Below are 23,324 nucleotides of genomic sequence, written 5' to 3'. Positions count from 1 at the left end.
CTCGCCGGGCCTGCTCGAGACGGCCGCCGTGTTCGCGCCGGTCCGCATCGACCCCCGGCCCGACGGCTCGCTGCTGGTCCGCAACCGCTACTCCTTCCGGGACACGAGCCACGCCGAGCTCCGCTGGACGCTGCACCGCGGCGCGGAGGAGCTCGCAGCGGGTGTCCTCGACCTGGTGCTGGAGCCGGGGGCCGAGACGGTGGTGCGGCCGCCGTCCGACCTGGTGCTGCCGGAACCGGGCGAGGACCCGGTCTGGTGGACCGTGCGCGCCGTGCAGCAGAAGGCGGACGCGTTCGAGGAGGGGTGGCTCGAGTCCGGCTTCCAGCTCGGCGCCGGCCAGCTCCTCCTCGTGGCGCCCGCGCCGCTCGCCGCTGCGGCCGGCCGGGTGTCCGTCGGGGCCGACGGCGGTTTCCGGGCCGGCCCTGCCGTGCTCGACGCCCGCGGTGACCTTCGTGAGCTCGCCGGCCGGACGGTGCATGGCTTCCGGGTCGATGCCTGGCGTGCTCCGACGGACAACGACCGCCGCCCGGCGAAGGGGCGCGGGCCCGGCGACGCCGACGTCGCCGCGTGGCGCGGCGCGGGTCTGCACCTGCTCGCGGAGCGCAAGGCCGGCGTGGGCGTCACGGCCGACGGTGCGCTCGAGATCGCCGCCAGAACGGCCGGACCCGCCACGCGGGCGGGCTTCGCCACGCGCTACCGCTGGCAGCCCGTCACCGACGCGCCGGACGCCGTGGACCTCCTCGTCGATCTGCGACCGGAAGGCCGCTGGCCCGAGTGCGTCGCCCGCCTCGGCCTGGTGCTCGCGCTCGACGAGCCGCAGGCTGCCGGGACGGGCGTGCGCTGGACAGGTCTCGGTCCCGACGAGTCGTACGCGGACTCGAGGCAGGCGGCTCTCGGGGGCAGCTGGCAGCACACCGTCGCCGACTGGCAGACCCGGTACACCCACCCCCAGGAGAACGGTGCCCGGCGCGGTGTCACGAGCGCCGTCCTGTCCTTCGTCGACGGTTCCGGCCTACGGATCGAGGCCGGCGACGTGACCGTCGGCGCTCGATCCCAGCTCGGGATCGAGCTGTCGCTGCGGCCGTGGTCCGACGAGGCGCTCGATCGTGCGGCCCACCCGCACGAGCTCGTGCCGGACGGCAAGCTGTGGTTGCACCTCGACGCCGCACAGCACGGTGTGGGAAGCGCCGCGTGCGGACCCGGCGTCCTGCCGAACGCTCGGCTGCACGCCGCGCCCGTCCGGATGCGCCTGCGGTTCACCGCCCTGTGAACACGTGCCCGACCCGCCCGGCGGGTCGGGCATGATGTATACAAGGGCGGTCATACAAGACGACGACGAGGAGTACACCGTGAAGATGGGCTTCCGCTGGTACGGCGACGGCAACGACACCGTGACCCTGGACCAGATACGCCAGATCCCTGGCGTGGAGACCATCGTGTGGAGCCTCCACCAGAAGCAGGCCGGTGAGGTGTGGGAGCAGGCGGAGATCGACGCGGAGGTCGCGCGGATCACGGGCCTGTCCTCCGATGCACGTGCCCAGGGAGTGACGCGGACGTTCGACGCCGAGGTGGTCGAGTCGGTCAACGTGCACGAGTCGATCAAGCTCGGCCGCACCGTGCTCGGCATGAGCAGGGACGAGGCGATCGCGAACTACATCACGACGATCGAGCGCCTCGGCCGGGCCGGGGTGAAGGTCGTCTGCTACAACTTCATGCCCGTCTTCGACTGGCTGCGCACCGACCTGTGGCACCCGCTGCCCGACGGCTCGACCGCCCTGTACTACGAGAAGGCGGTCGTCGACAAGATGTCGCCGGAGAGCCTCATCGCCGACATGGAGGCGAACACGCACGGGCTCACGCTGCCGGGCTGGGAGCCGGAGCGGCTCGCGAGCTTCCACGAGCTCAACGCGGCCTACGAGGGCGTGACCCACGACGACATGTACGCCAACTACCAGTACTTCCTCGAAGCGGTGATCCCCACCTGCGAGGAGTACGACGTCAAGCTCGGCGTGCACCCCGACGACCCGCCGTTCGACGTCTTCGGCTGGCCGCGCGTCGTCTCCAGCAAGGAGCGCATCGCGCGGGTGCTCGACCTGCACCCGAGCCCGTACCACGGCCTCACGCTGTGCCTGGGCAGCTTCTCCGCCAACCCCGAGCACGACGCCGTCGACGCCGTACGCACCTTCGTCGACCGCATCCACTTCTCGCACGTGCGCAACATCAAGCACTTCGACAACGGCGACTTCACCGAGGTGGCGCACCGCGCGTCCGAGGGCAGCGTCGACACGACCGGGATCATGAAGGCCTACGCGGAGGCCGGCTACCAGGGCTACATCCGGCCCGACCACGGCAGGCACCTGTGGGACGAGAACACCACCAACAAGCCGCGCCCCGGCTACGGCCTCTACGACCGCGCACTCGGCATCCAGTACCTCCTCGGCGCCTGGGACGCGTTCCACTACCGGGGGTGAACCTGCGGTAGTCGCGTTGCGCCGGTGCCCGACGGTGGGATTCTGGAAGAGCACGGTGCCCCGTAGCGAGGCTGCCGGTGTTCACAAGGGAGTGAGACAGCGATGTTCACTGTGCGCAAGGTGTTACCGAGCTTCTCGGCGAACGACTTGGACGCGGCACGCGCGTTCTATGCCGACACGCTCGGGCTCGGAGCAGTGCCACTCGGCGACGGAGCAGGTCTGCTGCTCCACAACGGCGGCGACGCCGCGGCGTTCGTCTACCAGAAGGACAACCATTCCCCCGCCTCCTTCACGGTCATGCACCTGACGGTCGACGACGTCGACCTCGCCGTCGACGAACTCGCCGGGAAGGGCGTGGCGTTCGAGCGGTACGAGGGGTTCGACCAGGACGAGAAGGGCATCGCGCGCGGCTTCATGGAGGGAGGCGACGGCGCCTGGTTCACGGACCCGGCAGGCAACATCATCGGGCTCGCGGACGGCGGCGGCATGGAAGCGTTCCTCGACCAGGCGGGTGGTTGAGGCCGAAGCGGCCAGGGGCCCGGACGGCCGATTTTCCATGGCGGGCGCTCCGGCCCGGGTTCATCATGTCGGGATGGGCACATCTGAGCAGTCCGAAGAGTCCCCCGCGAGCCGCTGGACGCAGTCCACGGTGTTCCCCGACATGTGGACCGACCCCGACGACGACCCGCGCGAGACCGAGATCCCGCCCGACGACGAGCGCGGCCTGCTGCTCGACTACCTCCGCTACTACCGGCTCACCCTGGAGCTGAAGTGCGGAGGCCTCGACGCCGAGCAGCTCGCCCGCCGCTCGGCCCCGCCGTCCACCATGTCCCTGCTCGGGCTCGTGCGGCACCTCGCCGACGGCGAACGGCACCTGCGCCGCGTCATGGCGGGCGAGGACGCCCCCGACCTGTACCGCACCGAGGAGGACCGCGACGCGCAGTGGAACGGCGCCGTCGCCGACCCGGCGGTCGTCGAGGACGCCTGGCGGCAGTGGCACACCGAGATGGACGCCACGGACCGGTACCTCGACGGCGAGTCCGACCTCGGAAGGTGGAACACCGGCACGTCCGACTTCGGGCCGGAGGGCGGGGACCTGCAGCTTCGCGACGCCCTCGTGGGGCAGATCGTCGAATACGCGCGGCACTGCGGGCACGCGGACCTCCTGCGCGAACGGATCGACGGCCGCGTGGGCCAGTAACATCCGACCCATGTCTCCCACGTTCGTGCTGGTCCACGGCGCTTTCGCCAACTCGTTCTCGTTCGCACCACTCCAGGCGGAGCTGGCCCTGCTGGGTCACCGCTCCGCCGCCGTCGACCTCCCGGGCCACGGGTTCGAGGCGACCTACCCCGCCGCATACCAGGCCCCGCAGGACCTGACCGGACTCGCGACGACGCCCGGCAGCATCAAGGGCGTCACCCTCGCCGACAACGCCGCCCGCGTCATCGAGACGCTCGAACGCGCCAAGCAGCACGGACCCGTGATCCTGGTCGGCCACAGCCGGGGCGGCGCCACCCTGACCGCCGTCGGCAACGCCCGGCCCGACCTGATCGACCGCATCGTGTACGTCGCCGCCTGGGCGCCCGTGGACCTCGACGTCGGCGACTACTACGCGGAACCCGAGATGGCCTCCGTCGACGCAGGGGCGCTCGCGGCCGCGATGGTCGCCGACCCCGCCGCCGTCGGCCTGCTGCGGTCCAACTTCCGCACGGCGGACCCGGCAGCGCTCGCGGGTTTCAGGGAGGCGTTCCTCGCCGACGGGACCGACGACGAGTTCTTCGCGTTCCTCAACACGTTCCAGCCCGACGAGAACCTGGACATGGGCACCTCGGCCGACCGTGCGCAGGCCGAGACCTGGGGCACGATCCCCAGGACCTACGTACGGCTCAGCGCGGACACGAGCGTCCCGCCCGCGATGCAGGACCGGATGATCCGGGAGGGTGACGCGCTCACCCCGGACAACCCGTACGACGTGCACACCCTGGACTCGAGCCACCTGAAGTGGCTCGTGCGGCCACGTCCGGCAGCGGAGGTGCTGGCCGGCCTGGCCGGGCTCAGCCGCTGACGACCGCGGCGCCCGCCTCGAAGAACAGGGCCACGGTGACCGCGCCGGGGTCCTCCACGCCGCGCGCCAGCTCGCCGACGTAGCTGGCCCGGCCGCGCGCGGCCAGCAGGTCCGCGGTCGAGGCGGCGCCGGCGCGGGCCGCCTCGGCTGCCCCCGCAAGGGCCTTGTCGACCGTGAGACCGCTCGTGGCCGCGTCGAGCAGGGCCTGGGAGGCCGGAGCGAGCGCGTCGATCATCGTGTTGTCCCCGACCGAGGCACCACCGAGCTGCTGGACCTTGGCCAGACCGGCTGCCACGCCCTGGGCCAGCAGGTCGGTACCGGCGCCCTCGGGGTCGGCGGACCTCGAGATCGCCCGGAACCACATGCCGAACAGCGGGCCGCTGGTGCCACCGGTGGCGAGGAACCCGTTGGCGGTGGCCGTGAACACCGAGGCGAAGGTCGCCTCCCGGGCGGTGGGCAGCTCGGCGTCGACCTTGCGCAGCGCCGAGGCGATGTTCGTGCCGAAGTCGCCGTCGCCGGCCTTGCGGTCGAGGTCGGTGAGGGCCTGCTGGGCGTCGTGGAAGTCGGCGGTGAACCTGGTGATCCAGTCCAGCGCCAGCGCGCCGTCGATGTGGTCGGTCATGTCCGTCTCCTGTGCTCGGTGGGGTCTGTGCGGTGCGGGTCCGTGCGGTGCGGGTCCGCGCGGTCGGCGTGGGTCGGTGTGCGGGTCACCACGTGAGTGACGGCGTGCGGACGGGTGCGTCCCAGGCGCTGACGAGGTCGTCGTCGGCGACGGTGAGGGTGACCGAGGCACCGTGCATGTCCAGCGACGTCACGTACGAGCCGGTCAGGGTCCTGGCCACCGTGATGCCGCGCGCGGCCAGCAGCCGGTGGACCTGGCGGGTGATGACGGCCAGCTCGAGCGGGTAGGTGCTGCCCAGCCCGTTGACCACGGCGATCACGCCGTCCCCGCGGCCCAGCGAGAGGTCCTGCGCCAGGGGGTCCACGAGCTGCTCGACCAGCTCGTCGGCCGACGCGAACGGGATGCGTCCCGTGCCGCGCTCGCCGTGGATGCCGACCCCGAACTCGACCTCGTCGTCGGGCAGGTCGAAGGCGGGCCGGGACTCGCCGGGGTGTGCGCAGGCGTCCAGCGCGATCGCGAGGCTGCGCGAGCGGGCCACCACGTCGCGGCCGCGTGCGGCGACCGTCGCCAGGTCGGCGCCGGCCTCGGCAAGAGCGCCGCAGACCTTCTCGACGACGACCGTCGCCGCGGTGCCCCGTCGGCCGGGTCCCCCGGTCGCGCTGGTGGTGGCCAGGTCGTCGTCGACGAGCACCGACTCGACGGTGACCTCGTCCTCGGCGAGCTCGGCGGCGATCTGGAAGTTGAGCACGTCCCCGGTGTAGTTCTTCACGATGTGCAGCACGCCGGCACCGCTGTCGGCCAGCAGCGTTCCCGCGCGGACCTGGCTGGCGGTCGGGCTGGCGAACACGGCGCCGGCCACCGCGACGTCGAGCATCCCGGTGCCGACCAGTCCGGCGTGCAGCGGCTCGTGCCCCGAGCCGCCCCCGGACAGGAGCCCGACCTTCCGGGGGGCCGGCTCGGCACGGGAGACCAGGCGCTCGGCCGGGTCGAGCCTCAGCAGGCGCGGGTTGGCCAGCACGAGGCCCTCGAGGGCCTCGTCGATGACGTCGTCCGGAGCATTGATGAACTGGCGGCGTGCGGACGTTGACATGGCTGCTCTCCCTTGAACCGCGGTGCGACCGTCTTCGGTTTCACCGAATGGCATTCGACATTATCGAATGCTGTCCCGACGGCGGGATGTTGTCAAGGGGAGTGTCGGGCGTGCGGTGTGCTGTCGTGGGCGGGAGCGCGGACGTGCGCCAGGGGGCGTGCGGGCGTGGGCCGCCCCCGCCTAGCCCTGAGCTACGGCCTCGACCAGGGCGATGACCAGCATCGTCGCCGACGCGGCCCCAGGATCCACGTGGCCGACCGACCGCTCGCCCAGGTAGCTGGCCCGGCCCTTGCGCGCGAGCATGGGCGCGGTCGCCTCGCGTCCGGCCACGGCCGCCGCCGCGGCGGCCGCGGTCGCCGGACCGAGCCCCGCGCCGTCGACGGCCGCCTTCCGTAGCGCCTCGACCGCGGGGTCGAGGGCGTCGAACATCGTCTTGTCGCCGCTCTCCGCGCTACCACGGCGCACGAGCTCGACCAGCCCGGCCCGCAGGCTGTCGGCCAGCTCGCCCGCCTCCAGCCGGGTACGGTCCGCCGCCGCCGCACCGGCTCCCAGGAAGAGGGCGGAGTACAGGGGGCCGGCCGCGCCGCCGAGGGAGGCGAGCAGGCCGTCGCCGATGTGCCGCAGGAGGGCGCCGGTCGAGCCGTCGGGGCCGCCGTCCGGCCGGTCCAGCGTCGCCACGACCTGGGCCAGGCCGCGGTCCATGTTCACGCCGTGGTCCGCGTCCCCGATCGCCGAGTCGAGCTCGGTCAGGTAGGCGCGCTGCTTGGCGACGATGTCGTGAAACCGGGCCAACCAGTCGATGATCACCTCGTTGGTCACTGCGGTGGCCATGCTCTGTCCTCCCGTGGAGCTCCGGATGGGTGGCACCTGACCGTGTCACCGCGCGCGCCGGTCCCTGTAGGGAGGGTGCCATACGGTGCGTACCCCGGCTCGGGGGTACGGCCGGCAGTGACGGCACGGGCCCCGTCGTCGGAACCTCATTCGGTAATGCCGAAGCCTCTCCGCTGTGGCGGGAGCGTGTCAAGAGTCCTGTGTACGGTTGGCCTCGCAGGGACCCTCACGCAGAGGTGGAATCCGAGGAGGGACAGACCCGTGATCCAGGCCATCGACCGCGCCGCCAAGGTCCTGTCGTCGTTGCAGGGGGCGCGCCGGCTGGGGATCTCCGAGCTGTCGACAGCGCTCACCCTGCCGCCGTCGACGGTGCACGGCATCGTCAAGTCGCTGCAGCAGCACGGCCTGGTCGCCAAGGAGCCCGGTGGCAACAGGTACATGCTCGGTCCGGCGTTGCTGAAGCTGAGCAACGTCTACCTCGACACCCTGGACGTCCGTGCCCGTGGCATGCGGTGGACCCACGAGCTCGCGCGGCGTACCGGGCTGGCCGTGCGCCTGGGGGTCCGGCTGCTGGACGAGGTGGTCATCATCCACCACGACAGCCGGCCCGACGGCAGCGAGCAGATGCCCGAGACCGGCCTGGCCATCCCTGCGCACGCGTCAGCCATGGGCAAGGTCCTGCTCGCGTACCAGCCGCACGAACAGGCGGCGGAACTGAGCCTGCGCAGCCTGACGGGCGACACGATCACCGATCCAGGGGTGTTTCGCGCCGACCTGGAGAAGGTCGCCGAGGAGGCGCTGGCGACGGAGAAGAACGAGGCGATCCTCGGTGAGTCCTCCGCGGCGGCACCGGTGGTCGACCACTCCGGTGCCGTCGTGGCGGCCGTGGCCCTGGTCATGCCGACCACCGAGTTCCCACCCGCGCCGACGATGCTCAACGACCTGCGCGAGACCGCCCGCAACATCTCCCGGGAGCTGGGCGCCGCCCAGTGGCCACCGTCGTCGGCGTCGGTGCGGTGACCGCACCCGGGTACGCGACCTGGGGAGAACGGGTCATCGCCGCGGTGCTCGACAACGCGATCCTGGCCGCGGTCACCTGGGTGGCGTTGGGGACGGGCATCACGCAGCCCACGCTCACGCCCGGGCTCGTCGCGAACGGTGACGGCGGCTCGCTCACCGACCCGATGATCCTTGTGCCCATCGGTGCGCTGGTGGTCCTGCTCGTCCTGCAGGCCACGACGGGCTGGACGCCCGGCAAGCTGGTGCTGGGTATTCGGGTGGTCCGGGACGACCCGGACGGGAGAGCGGAGCCGGCAGGTCTGTGGACGACGGCGGCTCGGTGGGTCCTGCACCTCCTCGACGCGATCCTGCTGATCGGATACCTGCGCCCCCTCTGGCACCAGCAACGGCAGACCTTCGCCGACGGCATCGCACACACCGTCGTGGTGCGGGCGATGCCCGAGCTCTCCCGGCGTCCACGGATCACGGCGTACTCGGCGGCGCTGGTCGTCTGCGTCCTGGGGCTCGGATACGGATGCGTGCCGATCAGCAGCGCCGGCTCGTTGCCGGTGGACGACGTGATCTCGTGCCGGCAGGAGCGCCATGGGCCTCTTCTGATCGCCGGGGACATCTCGCTCGGCGGGTCCGTGGAGTTTGCTCGGGACCGCCGGATGTGGACGGTCCGGGAGACCCGGACGGCGCTCCCCGGCGCGACGCTCTCCTGGACGAGCGATCCGTCGGTGCGCGACGTCGACTACCGGGTCGAGCTCGATGCCCGGTCGCGCTCGGAGAGCGGCGGCCCGGTGGTCCCCCGGTCCTGGAACATCGGCACGGGCGGAGTCGCCGGCCCGATGGATGATGACACCGCCACGCACTCACGGAGCGTCTCGCCGGACGGAGACAGGCACGTCGCGAAGGTCGAGATGACCGGCTCCGACGAGGTAGCGGTGCGCCTCGGGACGGACCTGCTGCTCGACGTACGGCTGATCGCCGAAGGTGAGGTCGTGGCCGCGTGCGGGGGCACGATGAGCTACGCGGGCGGGAACCACCCCACGAACTGACGACACCAGGACGAGGTAGGGGTGCGGAATACGGTGAAATACGCGAATGTGTACTCCACCGCGATCCGCGCGCGTGACGGAGGTGCCAACGTGTCCGAGAAATCCTTTCCGGATGCCCCTGACGCCGTCCGGCGCGCCCGGAACAGCGATGCCGTGCGAGGCCTGGCCAGAGCCGGATACGTCGCCTCGGGCGTGCTGCACCTGCTGGTCGGCTGGCTGGCGGTCCAGCTCGCGCTCGGCCAGCCCGCGGGCCAGGCAGACGGGTCCGGTGCCTTCAGGATGCTCGCCCAGATGCCGGGCGGCGACGTCGTGCTCTGGGCGGTCGCCGTGGGGTTCGCCGCGCTCGCGCTGTGGCAGCTCGCCACGGCCGTCGTGGGCGTGCCGAACACGAAGCACCAGGCGGCGGCACGGGCCAAGAGCGTCGCCAAGAGCGTGCTCTACGGGGTCCTGGCGGCTACGGGTATCCGGAACGCGCAGGGTGCCGGCGGATCGAGCAGCAGCGAGGAGAGCATGACCGCCGGGGTCCTGGGCATGCCGGGTGGCGTCTGGCTGGTCGGCGTCGCGGGCCTGGTCATCGTCGCCGTCGGTGCGTACCACGTCGTCAAGGGCGCGCGGAAGAAGTTCCTGCAGGATCTGACCGGTACGGGCGGCAGCTCCGTGCGTCCCGTGGTGGTGCGGCTCGGTCAGGCGGGCTATGTGGCCAAGGGGATCGCGCTCGCCGTCGTCGGCGGGCTGGTGGTGGCCGCCGCGGTGACGACGGACCCGTCGCGTGCCGGCGGGCTGGACGAGGCGCTGCGGACGATGCGCGACCAGCCGTACGGCACGGTGCTGCTCCTGGTGGTCGGGCTGGGGATCGCCGCGTTCGGCGGCTACTCCTTCGCGCGCGCCCGGTTCGCGCGGCTCTGAGCCGCGTCAGACGGTCTCGGCGCGCTTCTTGCGGGCGAACCGGGCCGGCAGGTCCGGCCCGTCCCACACCTGGATCGCGCGCCAGATCGACGCGGCGATCGGCACGGCGAGGACGGCACCGATGATGTTGGCGAGCACTGTCCCCGCGGTCAGGGCGAACAGGATCACGAGCGGGTGCAGCCGCAGGGTCCTGCCCATGACGATCGGCTGCAGGAAGTTGCCCTCCAGCTGGTTCACGACGACGACGATCGCGACGACGACGAGCGCCTCGACCGGCCCGACGGCCACGAGCGTGACCAGGGCCGCGAGGATGCCGGCCAGGGTGGCGCCGACCAGGGGGATGAAGGCGAGCAGGAAGACGAGCACCGAGAGCGGGATGGCGAGCGGGACGCCCACGATCGCGAGGCCGATCCCGATGCCGACGGCGTCGACGATCGCCACGATCGCCGTTCCCCGCACGTAGCTGCCGAGCGTGCGCATGGTCGCCGCGCCGACGCGCTGCCCCCGCTCGTACTGCTGGCCCTCGAACGGCCGCAGCAGGAACTCCCACATCGCGGGACCGTCCTTCAGGAAGAAGAACAGGACGACGATCATGATGAAGAAGCCCGCGACGAAGTTGGCGGTCTGGGAGACGCCCGCGATGGCGCCCGAGCCCACGGCGTCGGACTGCAGCAGGCTCAGCGCGGACTCGCGTACCGACGCGATCTGTTCTTCGGTGATGTCGAAGGGCAGGCCCTCGACGTAGGTCTGCAGCGAGTTGAAGCCCTCGAGCGCCTGGCTCTGCAGCTCGTCCCACTGGTCCGCGACGGCCAGCACGACGAGCCAGACGGTCGCCGACAGCAGCGCGACCAGCGCAAGGAGCGAGATCCACGTCGCGAGTATCGACGGCAGGCCGCGGCGCCTCAGGAGTGCCACGAGAGGGGAGATCGCCGCGGCCAGCACGAGTGCGATGAGCACGGGAATCACGACGAGCGTCAGGCGCGTTCCCACGTATCCGAAGATCGCGATGACCGCGATGACCGCGAGGATCTGCAGCGACCGGGTACCGACGCGGCCGAAGCCGTCCGACCACAGCCGTGACGCCCCGCGTGCGCCGCGCGTCACCGGTAGGCGCACCTCGACGTCGTCGCTCGTGCGGGCGGCTGGCGGTCTGCGGCGGCCGAAGAGACCCATCGACTGTCCTCCTTGTGCTGGGTCCGGGGGCCGGACTACCTGACGCTATTGTCGTAGTGTCCGGGCCGCACGCTGGCCTCGGCGGAGGGCGGCCGTCACACCTGCATGTCGACGAACCGCTGGTAGTGGCCCTGGAAGGCCACGGTGATCACGTCGGTGGGGCCGTTACGGTGCTTGGCCACGATGAAGTCCGCCTCACCGGCGCGCGGGGACTCCTTCTCGTAGGCGTCCTCGCGGTGCAGCAGGATCACGACGTCGGCGTCCTGCTCGATGGAGCCCGACTCACGAAGGTCCGACATCTGCGGCTTCTTGTCGCTGCGCTGCTCGGCGCCACGGTTCAGCTGCGAGATCGCGATCACGGGCACCTCGAGCTCCTTCGCGAGCAGCTTGAGCGAACGCGAGAACTCGGAGACCTCCTGCTGGCGCGACTCGACGCGCTTGCCGGACGACATCAGCTGGAGGTAGTCGATGACCACGAGCTTGAGGTCATGCTTCTGCTTGAGCCGCCGACACTTGGCGCGGATCTCCATCAGTGACATGTTCGGCGAGTCGTCGACGAACAGGGGCGCGTCGGAGACCTTGCCCATGGTCGCGGCGAGCTTCTGCCAGTCGCCGTCGTCCATGTTGCCGCTGCGCATCTTGGTCAGCGGCACGCGCGCCTCGGCAGCGAGCATTCGCATGACGATCTCGTTGCGGCTCATCTCCAGGGAGAAGATCACCGCCGCCTGGTTGTGGTGGATCGCGGCGTGAGCGGCGACGTTGATGCCGAGCACCGAGTTGTGGGTCGGAACCATCGACCGGCTCGCCAGATATAGGTGCGACGGGTGCTCCACCTCGACGCAACGCACGGGCACCGACTCGATCGCTCGAACGTTCACCACGAATCGTGATGTCAACTTGGCCGTTGCGGGTCGACGGCGGGACTTGTGGGCGAGTCGCTTTCGCTCCAGAGCGAAGACGTCGTCCTCGGTGGTGAAAGTGATCGTGAACGCCGTCGACGACGCCTCGGTCCGTCCGTTGACTCGCTTCTCCGACCAGCCTGTGCGGTAGCCGAGGGACAGGATCAGCTCGCGTGTGTCGAGCGCCAGTTGCTTGTTGGTCACGGCGATCTGGATACTGCCTTGCGGATCGACCGTTCCATCAGAATCGAGCAGCCCGGCGAGCAGCGCACGCCGCTGTTCTTCACTTGCTCGAAGGTACTCGGTCGGTATGTGCTTGTTCTGGAGCAGGTTCAGACTGCGGAGTCGACCGCCCATCGTGCCGTGGGTGTTGTGGCATTCCTGGCACCGTCGGAAGCCCCAGCCGGGCTTGCCACAGTCGGGGCATGTCGGCTGCTCCGGACGCGACATACCGCGGGAACGTGCTGCGCAAGCGTTGCTGCAGGCGAGCAGCGATGCCATCTTCGGCACGAACTCGGTGTCACAGGCGATGCATGGCTGCGACCGCGCCTCGGGCTGGGGAAGCAGCATCGAGTAGGTGCGAGCAGAGCCCTTCACCGCGCCCCGAGCTTGGGCTACGTAGCCCAAGCCTTCGATCATCATCGCGATCCCGGGGTCGGCCGACGTGAACTCGGCGCGTCGGGACGTGCCGTCGCCGAGCCAGACGCCGAGCGCATAGGGATGGATCGGCAAATCTGCGTCCGGCAGATGGAGTGGTTGAGCTGTGGCGACTGAATGGTTGGCACGCTTGTCAGCCGTAGCCGTCCGCAGCGATGCCAAGATCTCTTCGGTGGTGCGAACCGAAGCGTCCGGTGCGATACCCACGCGAACCTTGCGGCGCTGCGTGCGGGTGCTCGTCACCCACTGGTGCTGAGCATCAGCGACGATCACGGTTCCGTCGTCGAACTCCACCTCATAGGTGGGGCGTCCGTGCATGACCTCGGTTGCCCCGACCACCCGTGTCGGGGTGCCGTCCGCAGCCAGGATCAGGTCGCCGACGGCGACCTCGCCCATGGTGGTCCACCCGGTGGGCGTCGGAAGCGGCGTGTCGAGTGCCAATGCCTTGCCCACAGCAGGCCGGGCCGCCACGACGATCATCTGGCCGCCGTGCAGCCCGTTCGTCAGGCGGTCGAAGTCCGAGTACCCGGTCGGCACCCCGGTGAGCCCCTCGCCGCGGCCCTGCGCGGCGTCGATCTCGTCGAACGTCGGCCCGATGATGTCGGCCAGCGGCAGGTAGTCCTCCGACGCCCGTCGCTCGGTCACCGCGTAGACCTCGGCCTGCGCGTTGTTGACGACGTCGTCGACCTCGCCGCCGTCGGTGGCGTAGCCCATCTGGACGATGCGGGTGCCTGCCTCCACGAGGCGGCGCATGATGGCGCGCTCGCGCACGATCCGGGCGTAGTAGCCGGCGTTCGCGGCGGTCGGCACACCCGCCATGAGGTCGTGCAGGTACGGGGCCCCGCCGACGCGGGCGTGCTCGCCGCGGCGCTGCAGCTCGGCGAGCACCGTGATGGCGTCGGCCGGTTCACCCCGGCCGTAGAGGTCGATGATCGCGTCGTAGATGGCCTCGTGCGCCGGCCGGTAGAAGTCGTTGCCGCGGATCTGCTCGATCACGTCGGCGATCGCGTCCTTGGACAGCAGCATGCCGCCCAGCACGCTCATCTCTGCGGCGACGTCCTGCGGCGGCGTGCGGTCGAGGCCGGGGCTCCGGTCGGAATAGCTCGACTCGAGCTCTTCGATCGACATCGCACCCCCTACCTTCCTCATCTCATGACGCCTCGGCGCACGCTGCGCGTGCGCTCCGTCGACGTCCTACATCTGTTCTACTCCTCGCCGCTCGGACTCCCGGGACCTGGGCCACGACACGCCTTTGTGTCGTGTGCGACAGTCCTGCGAGCTCTGGGTCAGCGAGAAGGCTCCGCTGACGCTAAGCCCCTGCGCAGCCGAACGCAACGAGACCTGTGGACAAGCCTGTGCACATCCATGTGGAAAGGTGGCCCAGGGCTGTGCACAGCGGGTGGACAACCCTGTCCCCAGCTGTGGATAAACCCTGTGTAAAACATCACCATTGCCTCTGACCTGCGTTGACGCAACCCCCAGCCTGTGGAGGAAAGAAAAGTTGGGCGAGCCTCGCCACACCCCCGGATTTCGGCGGTCGATCGACCGGGAGATCCTCGCCCTCGCCGTACCCGCGCTCGGCGCGCTCATCGCCGAGCCCGTCTTCGTGCTGGTGGACAGCGCCGTGGTGGGTCACCTCGGCACGGCCCAGCTCGCCGGCCTCTCGCTCGCGAGCAACGTGCTGCTCACGCTGGTCGGCCTGTGCATCTTCCTCGCGTACACGACCACGGCGTCGGTGGCCCGGCTCACGGGTGCGGGCAAGGAGCGGGAGGCGCTGCAGTCGGGGATCGACGGCATCTGGCTCGCGCTCGGGATCGGTGTCGCACTCGTCGCCGTCCTGCTGCTCGCCGCGCCGGCGACCGTGTCCGCGCTGGGTGCTGACGGCGCCGTCGCGCAGTACGCGGTGACCTACCTGCGGTGGTCGGCGCCCGGCCTCGCAGGGATGCTCGTGGTCCAGGCCGCCACCGGTGTGCTCCGCGGCCTGCGCGACACCCGCACCCCGCTGGTCGTCGCGGCCTCCGGGGCCCTGCTGAACACGGTGCTGAACGTCGCGCTCGTGTACGGCGCGGGGATGGGGATCGCGGGGTCCGGGCTGGGCACGGCCGTCACCCAGCTGCTCATGGCGGTCGTGCTCGGCGTGATCGTGGTGCGCGGTGCCCGCGCGCGTGGCGCGAGCCTGCGCCCGCATCGTGCGGGCATCCTGTCGGGTGCTCGCGCGGGCCTGCCGCTGGTGGTCCGCACGCTCAGCCTGCGCGGGGCCATCCTGCTGACCGTGGTCGTCGCGACCGACCTCGGGGCCGTCGCGCTCGCCGGGCACCAGGTGGTGAGCTCGCTGTGGGGGCTCGCGGCGTTCGCGCTCGACGCGCTCGCCATCGCGGCGCAGGCGCTGGTGGGGCACGGGCTCGGAGCCGGCGACGTCGGCCACGTCCGCCTGGTGCTGCGCCGCTGCCTGCAGTGGGGCATCGGGTCGGGTGCCGTGATCGGCGTGGTGCTCGCGGCGGCCGGCTGGTGGATCGCGCCGCTCTTCTCGTCCGACCCCGACGTGCGGGTCGCGATCGCCCTCGGCATCGCGGTGTGCGGCGTGCTGATGCCCATGGCCGGCTGGGTCTTCGTGCTCGACGGCGTGCTCATCGGTGCGGGGGACGGCCGGTACCTCGCCTGGGCCGGTATGGCGACGCTCGTGGTGTACGTCCCCTTCGCGTTCGCCGTCTCCGCCTGGGCGCCGGACGGCGCGCACGGGCTCGCCTGGCTCTGGCTCGCGTTCGCCGGTGTGTTCATGGCGGCTCGCGCCGTGACGACGGGGTGGCGTGCCCGCGGCGACCGCTGGCTGGTCACGGGCGCGTGACACGGGCCGAGGCGCGCCGTCCGCGGCTCGCGCCCCGAGGCCCCGGCCCGCACTCTCAGACCCGGACCTTGAGCCGGTAGCCCACGCCGCGTACCGAGGCGACCTCCACGTCGCGTACCGGCGCCAGCCGTTTGCGCAGCCGCTTCACCGCGGAGGTCACCGGGTCGGAGTCGCCGAGGTAGGGCAGCTGCCACACCCGCGCCGTGAGCTCGGCGAACGACCAGACCCGGCCTGCTTCCAGGGCGAGTGTCGCGAGCAGGTCGAACTCCCGCGCCGACAGGTAGACGCGCCGGCCCAGCGCGGTGACCTCCCGGCCGGCCAGGTCGACCAGCAGCGGGCCGGCCACGAGCGGTTCCACGGTGGGCGGAGCGATCATCGGCACCGGTCCCGTGACGACCGGCACCGCACCGGTGTCGGTTCGCCCGGCACGGGACCGGCCGGCCGCGGCGCCCGCACTCCCTGCACCGCCCGCGCCCGGCCGCGTCGGAGCGGAGATCGTCGAGCTCGGCACGGGCTGCGCCAGCACGCTTCCCGGCGCCGGGCGGAACCGCCCGCGCCGATCACCGGCCGCGGCGTCGGGCCTGCCGGGTGCCGGGCGGCGTGCGGCGGAGGACAGCGCGGTCGAGCGCAGGGAGTCGGAGTCGGTGGGCGTCTCGGTGAGGTTGTCGTGCTCGACGTCGACGGGGTGTTCGGGGAGATGGCGGCCGTAACCGCGGTCGACCGACGGGCCGGGGTTGTCGTACCGCTCGGCCTGCGCGCCGAGACCACGCCGGGCGGTGCCGCCGCCCGGCCGGGGTGCGGCCTGGTTGTCGAGGACGGCGCGGGCGCCTTCCGCGTCGGGGGTGGCGAGCACCGTCGCCCGGCCACGGAGGAGGTGAGCGATCTCGATGATCTGGTCCGAGGGCAGGCCGACGCAGACGACGAGGCCGGGGGCGGAACCTGGTGCGGGGTCGTTGGTCACGTGCGTCACCCTCCGTGGGTCGGCCGTTCAGGCGCATGCCGGGTCGGCCCGGGCAGCGCGTGCCAGTGTGCCGCCGAGTCGTACCGTCGAGGTCAATTTTTCGTTACCTTCCCGTTGCGTGCCGGAAATGACACATTCCCGCCTGGTTGGCATTTTTACGCCACATACGTACCGGTAGAGGGTGAATTCTTCTGTTGAAGGGGGTGAAAAAGAACCGAAACCATTGACATGGGCAATTGCCATTTATTCGACCCTGGTTTGACCGAGAAGTGACCCCTGCCTGACCGTGAACCGACCTTGTCGGGCGGAACTATGCAAACGACGGTTAGGGCTGGCCCACGACCGTGGTCCGTCCAAGCGCATCCGATGTCGCGGATGCGCCGGGTAATGGAGGGTTCATGCACCGTCGAACTGCTCTCGCACAACGCTCGGCAACCGCTACAGCGGTTCTCGCGCTTGTTGCGACATCAGCGCTGAGCGTCGCCCCGGCGGCGTTCGCAGGAACGTCCCCGACAACGGCAGCGACAACGACCAAGGCCGTCGCGGCCAACTCCGAAGACAAGTTCACCGACTTCGCGCGAGAGATGCTCACCGAGCGCAAGACCGCCGACTTCTGGGTGGAGCTGGCCGACGAGGCCGACCTGTCGGACGCCCGAGGCATCAGCAGCTGGGGCGAGCGCGGTCAGTACGTCTACGACGCGCTGACCAGCACCGCCAAGGCATCCCAGGCAGGCCTCATCAAGGAGCTCGAGGCCGTCGACGCCGACTACGAGAGCTACTGGATCAGCAACCGGATCCTCGTCGAGGACGGCACGCTGGCGCTCGCGGACAAGCTCGCCAAGAGTGGCGAGGTCCAGCGGATCAGCGAGACGGTCAAGCTCAACCTGGTCGAGCCGGTCAAGCGCGCCCCCGTCAGCGACCAGGGCACGCAGGCCGTCGAGTGGGGTCTTGACGCCATCAACGCGCCCGAGGTCTGGGACATGGGCTACACGGGTGAGGGCATCACCGTGTCGAACATCGACACCGGGGTGCAGTACGACCACCCGGCGCTCGCCGACCACTACCGCGGCATGCAGCCCGACGGCACGGTCGTCAACGACTACAACTGGCAGGACACCTCCGGGTCGGCCGAGCTGCCCTTCGACGACAACGGGCACGGCACCCACACCGTGGGCACCATGGTCGGTGACGACGGCGCCGGCAACCAGATCGGTGTCGCCCCCGGCGCGGAGTGGATAGCCACGAACGGCTGTGACACCTGCTCCGACGTGGACCTGCTCGAGTCGGGCCAGTGGATCATCGCCCCGACCCGCACCGACGGCTCGGAGCCGGACCCGGCGCAGCGGCCGCACGTCGTGAACAACTCGTGGGGCGCCGTCGCGGCGGGGTCCATCGACGACTGGTACACCGACACCACGGCGGCCTGGGAGGCCTCGGGCGTCTTCGGCACCTGGTCGGCGGGCAACTCGGGGCCGTCGTGCCAGACGACGTCGTCCCCCGGTGCCAACACCGGCTCCTACTCGGTCGGTGCGTTCGGCGTCTCCGGGGCCATCGCGGACTTCTCGTCGCGCGGCCCGGGCCAGGACGGCATGGTCAAGCCCAACATCGCGGCGCCCGGCGTGAACGTGCGCTCCGCGGTCCCCGGTGACGGCTACGCGGCCTTCAACGGCACCTCCATGGCGGCCCCGCACCTCGCGGGCGCCATCGCGCTGCTGTGGAGCGCCGCACCCGCGCTCGTCGGCGACATCGAGGGCACGCAGGCGCTGCTCGACGAGACCGCCGTTGACACGGACGACACCTCCTGCGGCGGCACCGCCGACAACAACAACGTCTGGGGCGAGGGCAAGCTCGACGCCGCCGCTCTCATCGACGCGGCACCGATCGGCGCCACCGGCTACGTCGCAGGGACCGTGACCGACGCGTCCGGCGCCCCGATCGCGTCCGCCGACGTCGTCATCGACGGTGAGCACGACCGGAACGTCCGCACCGACAGCGACGGCACGTTCACCGCGCGCGTCGCCACCGGTGACTACGCGGTCTCCGCGTCCGCCTTCGGCTACCTCGCCTCGGAGCCGGCCGCGGCCACCGTCGTCGAGGACGGCACGGTCGACGTGCCGATCACGCTCGAGGCCGCCCCGTCGCACACCGTGACGGGCACCGTGACCTTCGCCGGCTCGGGTGACCCCGTCGCGGGTGCCCCGGTCAGCCTCGGCAGCCACTTCGAGGACGTCACCACCGGCGCGGACGGCACCTTCGCCTTCGCCGACGTCCCCGAGGGCACCTACCCGCTCAGCGTGACGATGGGCGGCTGCGCCTCGTCGTACGAGAGCGACGTGGTGGTCGACGGCGCGGAGGACGTGCCGGTCGAGATCACCGCGGTCACCGACGACTTCGGCTACTCGTGCGCCACGTCGACCGGTGACTACCTCCAGGGCGACACCCTGGTCGACCTCCGGGGCGACGATGTGCAGACGTCGCTCGACCTGCCGTTCGCCTTCCCCTTCTACGGCGTCGGCTACGACTCCGCTTTCGTCACGTCCAACGGTCACCTGAACTTCCTGGCCGCCAGCACCGTCTACTCGAACGGGACGATCCCGAGCAGCGCGGTGCCCAACGCCGCCCTGTACCCCTTCTGGGACGACCTCAACCTCGACGCGGAGTCCGGCCTCTACACCGGGACCACCACGGTCGACGGTGAGGACGCGTTCGTGGTCGAGTGGCGCAACGTGCGCAAGTACTCGCCCGCGACCGACCGCCTGAACTTCTCGGTCACGCTCGTCGCGGACGGCACGGTGCTGTTCGGCTACGGCGCGGTCACCGACACCGAGTCGGCCAAGGGCAGCTCCGCGACGATCGGCATCGAGAACGAGTCCGGCACCGTCGGTCTCCAGTACTCGGCCAACACGCCGGTCGTCACCGAGGGCCTCACGGTCACCTACACGGCACCGGTGCTCTCGTACCTCGAGGGCACGGTCACCGACCGCAACACCGGTGAGCCCGTCGAGGGTGCGACGGTGACCGCCGTGGCCGACGACGTCACGCGCACCGCCACGTCGAAGGCGGACGGCACGTACTCGGCCATCGCCCTGCCGGGCGAGTACACGGTCGACATCACCGCCCCCGACTACGAGACGGAGTCCGGCGTGGTGAGCCTCGCCCCCGAGGGCACCAGCACGTTCGACGCCTCGCTCGCGGCGGGCATGCTCGCGGTCAGCACGGAGTCGATCGGCGCCACCCTGCCGCTGGGCAGCTCCACGACCAAGCGGTTCACGGTGACGAACGAGGGCACCGCGCCGGCCGCCGTCGAGATGGCGGGCACCGGCGGCGGGTTCGAGATGCTGGGCACGGAGGGCGCTGCCGTCATCCAGCACACCGAGGGCAAGGCCACCGTGGCCGAGTCCAGGAAGCCTTCGGCCACGCTCGGCGGCTCGTTCGGCAGCTCGGACTCGCGGTTCCAGGCCGCGGGCAAGGGCGCGACGGGTGCGACCGTGACGCCCGAGTCGATCCCGGTCTCGCCCGACGCGACCACGATCACCCACTCGGCGTCGCAGGACATCACGGAGCTCAACTCCGCGTCGTGCGGTGGCCTGGCGGGGACCACGGAGAACCACTTCTTCCGGACGTTCACGCTGAGCGACTTCGGCATCGACGGTGACTTCGAGGTCTCGGAGGTCTCCTTCGGCGTCGAGAAGGCCACCGCCCAGACGCTGACCGTGAACCTCTACACGCTGGACGGTGAGCTGACCTTCGCCAACCTGACCTCGATCGGGACGGCGGAGGCGAGCATCCCGGCGTCGACCCTGACGATGATCTCGGTGCCCGTGACGGGTGAGGTGCCCGCGGGCGCCACGCTCGTGGTCGAGGTCGTCTCGCCCAACCAGCAGTCGAACGGTGGGGTCTTCTACATCGGGTCCAACGCCGCGGGGCAGTCCGCGCCGTCGTACCTCTCCGCCACCGACTGCTCCCTCCCGGAGCCGGCGACGACGGACTCCATCGGATGGCCCGACATGCACATCGTCATGAACGTCTCCGGTGACACCGCCGGTGGCGGCATGGAGTGGCTGACCATGGACCCGACGGAGTTCACGCTCGAGCCGGGCCAGTCCAAGACCATCACGGCGGCCATGAGCGGTGTGGTGGCCCAGCCGGGCACCTTCACCGGCTCGCTGGTGGCCGGCGCGGAGACGCCGTACGACGCCCCCGCCGTCGACGTCACCATGACCGTGAACCCGCCGCGCAGCTGGGGCAAGCTCGCCGGCACCGTGTCGGGCTTCACCCCGGACGGCGTGGTCTCCCTCGGGGACGCCGTGGTCCAGGTGAACGGCGCGTACTCGGCGGTCACCCTGATCACCGGGTCCGACGGCACCTACGAGTACTGGTTCGACCGGTCGGAGAAGACGGCGCAGATCATCGCCACGGCGAACGGGTACGTCCCGGAGGTCGGCTCCGCGAAGGTGGCGCCGCGCACCACCGTCGTGACCGACTTCGAGCTGGACCCGATCAAGTAGGGGTCTGACCCGTCGTGTTCGGCACAAGGTCAGGTGATCGGTAGCCCGAGCTGCCGATCACCTGACCTTCTGCCGACCGCCCGCGCCTCAGCGCTCGATGTCGCCGCGGATGAACGACTCCAGCTGGGCGCGCCCGGCGGTGTCCTCCATCTGCACGGGCGGGGACTTCATGAAGTAGGTGGACGCCGACAGGATGGGCCCGCCGACCCCGCGGTCCTTGGCGATCTTCGCCGCCCGGACCGCGTCGATGATGATGCCGGCCGAGTTGGGGGAGTCCCACACCTCGAGCTTGTACTCCAGGCTGAGCGGCACCTCACCGAACGCGCGACCCTCGAGGCGCACGTACGCCCACTTGCGGTCGTCGAGCCACGCCACGTAGTCCGACGGCCCGATGTGGACGTTGCGGTCGTCCTTCTTGCCGGCCAGCGCACCGGTCAGGTTGGACGTCACGGCCTGCGTCTTCGAGACCTTCTTGGACTCCAGGCGGTCGCGCTGCAGCATGTTCTTGAAGTCCATGTTGCCGCCGACGTTCAGCTGGTACGTGCGGTCGAGAACGACGCCGCGGTCCTCGAACAGCTTGGCCAGCACGCGGTGCGTGATGGTGGCGCCGACCTGCGACTTGATGTCGTCGCCGACGATCGGCACGCCCGCGTCCTCGAACCTCTTGGCCCACTCGGGGTCGGACGCGATGAACACCGGCAGTGCGTTCACGAAGGCGACGCCCGCCTCGATGGCACACTGCGCGTAGAACTTGGCCGCCTCCTCCGAGCCCACCGGCAGGTAGCAGACGAGCACGTCGACCGCTGCCTCGCGCAGCGTGGCCACGACGTCGACGGCCTCCTTCGTGGACTCGTCGATGGTGTCGCGGTAGAAGTCGCCGAGGCCGTCGAGGGTCGGACCGCGCTGGACCGTCACGCCGGTCGGCGGCACGTCGGCGATCTTGATCGTGTTGTTCTCGGACGCGTTGATGGCCTCGGCCAGGTCGAAGCCGACCTTCTTCGCGTCGACGTCGAACGCCGCGACGAACTCGAGGTCCGACACGTGGTAGTCGCCGAACTGCACGTGCATAAGGCCCGGGACGGTGCTCGCCGGGTCGGCGTCACGGTAGTAGTGCACGCCCTGGACCAGGGACGAGGCGCAGTTTCCTACGCCGACGATGCCCACGCGGATGGAGGTCATCCTCGCTCCTTCTTCGTTTGTTCCTGCTGCGGTGGGCGGTTCTGCGCCGTGGCGCGTCCCCGCTCGGTGGAGATGAGGCCGTCGAGCCAGTGCACTTCGCGCTCGACTCTCTCGAGCCCGAACCGCTGGAGCTCGAGTGCGTACTCGTCGAGCCGCGAGCGGGGATGCGTCGCGGCCTGGCGGAACGTCTCCAGGCGCTCGGTCAGCCGGGTACGGCGGCCTTCGAGGACCCGGAGGCGGGTCTCGGCGTCGGTCTGCGCGAAGAGCGCGAACCGCACGTCGAAGTTGTCGTCCTCCCAGGCCGCCGGGCCGGCGGTGGCCAGGACGTTCTGGAGGTGTTCCTTGCCCTCGGCGGTCAGCTCGTAGACGACGCGGCGCCGTCCGAGGGGCTTGGGCTTGCCGGTCCGGCCCGGGATGCCGGTCTTCGCCCTGCGGGGCGGGGGCGGCAGGGGATCGTTCTCCGTCGTCGCGATCAGACCGCGGGTGACCAGCGCCTTCAGTGCGGGATAGAGCGTGCCGTACGAGAAGGCGCGGAACGAGCCGAGCACCAGGTTGAGGCGCTTGCGCAGCTCGTAGCCGTGCAGCGGGGACTCGTTGAGCAGGCCGAGGACGGCGGTCTCCAGCACGTCGGACCGGCTGCGCACGGTGGCCTCCTCCTCGGGCCCGTTGCGGTTGCCCGGGCGAATCACTTGCTCACGATGTATCGACTCGATACATCGTGAGGATAAGCATCCGGATCGCGCAGCGCAATCCGCGCCCCCGAGGCGGTCCCGGACGGCCTGTACGTGGACGAAATGTGAAGCGGCGGCAGACGGAGTGGGCTAAACCTGGGTGAAATGTCCCGCCAGAGGGTGCTCAGCGGTTGCGGGCTGTTGGCATCTGTGAGTGATCCCCTATGGTTTCGGGTTGTCCGCCGTGGCAGTGCGTCGTCCGCACCGGCGGGCACAAGTCGAACCGAGGAAGAGGCTGACGTGTCGAACTGGAGTCCCCCTCCGATCTGGCCGCAAACTCCCCGACGGCGGCAGGGAATCTGGAACTACCCCCGTCCGTATCGCA

The 23,324-nt window shown here is 70.6% G+C and carries 18 protein-coding genes; 10 read left to right on the top strand and 8 right to left on the bottom strand.

Features of this window, described 5'->3' with window-relative positions; translation table 11 throughout:
- Positions 1–46: 46 nt before the first annotated feature.
- The 5 genes from ACYVK7_RS01680 (at position 47) to ACYVK7_RS01660 (ending at position 4,537) form a co-directional block, all read left to right on the top strand.
- Complete coding sequence (locus ACYVK7_RS01680) at positions 47–1,270, top strand: beta-galactosidase small subunit-related protein (protein WP_460885973.1); 1,224 nt, start codon at positions 47–49, stop codon at positions 1,268–1,270.
- A gap of 85 nt (positions 1,271–1,355) precedes the next feature.
- Positions 1,356–2,471: a mannonate dehydratase gene (locus tag ACYVK7_RS01675; RefSeq protein ID WP_460885972.1), complete on the top strand. Its 1,116-nt coding sequence runs from the start codon at positions 1,356–1,358 to the stop codon at positions 2,469–2,471.
- 102 nt (positions 2,472–2,573) lie between these two features.
- Complete coding sequence (locus ACYVK7_RS01670; protein ID WP_460885932.1) at positions 2,574–2,990, top strand: VOC family protein; 417 nt, start codon at positions 2,574–2,576, stop codon at positions 2,988–2,990.
- A 73-nt stretch (positions 2,991–3,063) separates the two neighbouring features.
- Positions 3,064–3,672: a DinB family protein gene (locus ACYVK7_RS01665; RefSeq protein WP_460885931.1), complete on the top strand. Its 609-nt coding sequence runs from the start codon at positions 3,064–3,066 to the stop codon at positions 3,670–3,672.
- 10 nt (positions 3,673–3,682) lie between these two features.
- Complete coding sequence (locus ACYVK7_RS01660) at positions 3,683–4,537, top strand: alpha/beta fold hydrolase (RefSeq protein WP_460885930.1); 855 nt, start codon at positions 3,683–3,685, stop codon at positions 4,535–4,537.
- Here the strand turns inward: ACYVK7_RS01660 and dhaL (ACYVK7_RS01655) are convergent.
- The 3 genes from dhaL (ACYVK7_RS01655) to dhaL (ACYVK7_RS01645) form a co-directional block, all read right to left on the bottom strand.
- Positions 4,527–5,159 (bottom strand): dihydroxyacetone kinase subunit DhaL, encoded by a 633-nt coding sequence (gene dhaL / locus ACYVK7_RS01655; RefSeq protein ID WP_460885929.1) that lies wholly within the window; start codon positions 5,157–5,159, stop codon positions 4,527–4,529. The two genes, ACYVK7_RS01660 and dhaL (ACYVK7_RS01655), sit on opposite strands and share 11 nt — an antisense overlap.
- A gap of 85 nt (positions 5,160–5,244) precedes the next feature.
- Positions 5,245–6,249, bottom strand: a complete 1,005-nt coding sequence (locus tag ACYVK7_RS01650) for a dihydroxyacetone kinase subunit DhaK (protein WP_460885928.1) — start codon at positions 6,247–6,249, stop codon at positions 5,245–5,247.
- Positions 6,250–6,429: 180 nt separating this feature from the next.
- Positions 6,430–7,080, bottom strand: a complete 651-nt coding sequence (dhaL, locus tag ACYVK7_RS01645; RefSeq protein ID WP_460885927.1) for a dihydroxyacetone kinase subunit DhaL — start codon at positions 7,078–7,080, stop codon at positions 6,430–6,432.
- A 261-nt stretch (positions 7,081–7,341) separates the two neighbouring features.
- Between dhaL (ACYVK7_RS01645) and ACYVK7_RS01640 the strand changes: the two genes are divergently transcribed.
- The 3 genes from ACYVK7_RS01640 (at position 7,342) to ACYVK7_RS01630 (ending at position 10,046) form a co-directional block, all read left to right on the top strand.
- A complete protein-coding gene (locus ACYVK7_RS01640; protein WP_460885926.1) occupies positions 7,342–8,100 on the top strand; it encodes an IclR family transcriptional regulator in 759 nt (252 codons plus the stop codon).
- Positions 8,070–9,140: an RDD family protein gene (locus tag ACYVK7_RS01635; protein ID WP_460885925.1), complete on the top strand. Its 1,071-nt coding sequence runs from the start codon at positions 8,070–8,072 to the stop codon at positions 9,138–9,140. The genes ACYVK7_RS01640 and ACYVK7_RS01635 overlap by 31 nt, the downstream gene beginning before the upstream one ends.
- Before the next feature lie 90 nt (positions 9,141–9,230).
- Positions 9,231–10,046: a DUF1206 domain-containing protein gene (locus ACYVK7_RS01630; protein WP_460885924.1), complete on the top strand. Its 816-nt coding sequence runs from the start codon at positions 9,231–9,233 to the stop codon at positions 10,044–10,046.
- Positions 10,047–10,052: 6 nt separating this feature from the next.
- Here the strand turns inward: ACYVK7_RS01630 and ACYVK7_RS01625 are convergent, their stop codons facing one another.
- Together ACYVK7_RS01625 and dnaB are read right to left on the bottom strand one after the other, a co-directional pair.
- Positions 10,053–11,219, bottom strand: coding sequence for an AI-2E family transporter (locus tag ACYVK7_RS01625; protein WP_460885923.1), 1,167 nt, complete (start codon positions 11,217–11,219; stop codon positions 10,053–10,055).
- Between the two features lie 95 nt (positions 11,220–11,314).
- Positions 11,315–13,903, bottom strand: coding sequence for a replicative DNA helicase (gene dnaB / locus ACYVK7_RS01620; RefSeq protein ID WP_460885922.1), 2,589 nt, complete (start codon positions 13,901–13,903; stop codon positions 11,315–11,317).
- A 373-nt stretch (positions 13,904–14,276) separates the two neighbouring features.
- Between dnaB and ACYVK7_RS01615 the strand changes: the two genes are divergently transcribed.
- Entirely contained in the window at positions 14,277–15,620 is a 1,344-nt protein-coding gene (locus ACYVK7_RS01615) for an MATE family efflux transporter (protein ID WP_460885921.1), read from the top strand.
- A gap of 55 nt (positions 15,621–15,675) precedes the next feature.
- On the opposite strand, the gene ACYVK7_RS01610 is transcribed toward ACYVK7_RS01615, so the two are convergent.
- Complete coding sequence (locus tag ACYVK7_RS01610; protein ID WP_460885920.1) at positions 15,676–16,581, bottom strand: winged helix-turn-helix domain-containing protein; 906 nt, start codon at positions 16,579–16,581, stop codon at positions 15,676–15,678.
- A gap of 584 nt (positions 16,582–17,165) precedes the next feature.
- On the opposite strand from ACYVK7_RS01610, the gene ACYVK7_RS01605 reads away from it, so the two are divergent.
- Positions 17,166–21,089 carry a S8 family serine peptidase gene (locus ACYVK7_RS01605; protein ID WP_460885919.1) on the top strand — a complete coding sequence of 1,308 codons (3,924 nt, stop codon included), beginning with the start codon at positions 17,166–17,168 and terminating at the stop codon, positions 21,087–21,089.
- 87 nt (positions 21,090–21,176) lie between these two features.
- Here the strand turns inward: ACYVK7_RS01605 and ACYVK7_RS01600 are convergent, their stop codons facing one another.
- Both ACYVK7_RS01600 and ACYVK7_RS01595 read right to left on the bottom strand, forming a co-directional pair.
- Complete coding sequence (locus tag ACYVK7_RS01600) at positions 21,177–22,268, bottom strand: inositol-3-phosphate synthase (protein WP_460885918.1); 1,092 nt, start codon at positions 22,266–22,268, stop codon at positions 21,177–21,179.
- Positions 22,265–22,912: a PadR family transcriptional regulator gene (locus tag ACYVK7_RS01595; protein ID WP_460885971.1), complete on the bottom strand. Its 648-nt coding sequence runs from the start codon at positions 22,910–22,912 to the stop codon at positions 22,265–22,267. The genes ACYVK7_RS01600 and ACYVK7_RS01595 overlap by 4 nt, the downstream gene beginning before the upstream one ends.
- Positions 22,913–23,324: the final 412 nt, after the last annotated feature.

The organism is Promicromonospora xylanilytica (genome assembly GCF_054782895.1).
This window is presented reverse-complemented; position numbering and strand designations above follow the sequence as displayed.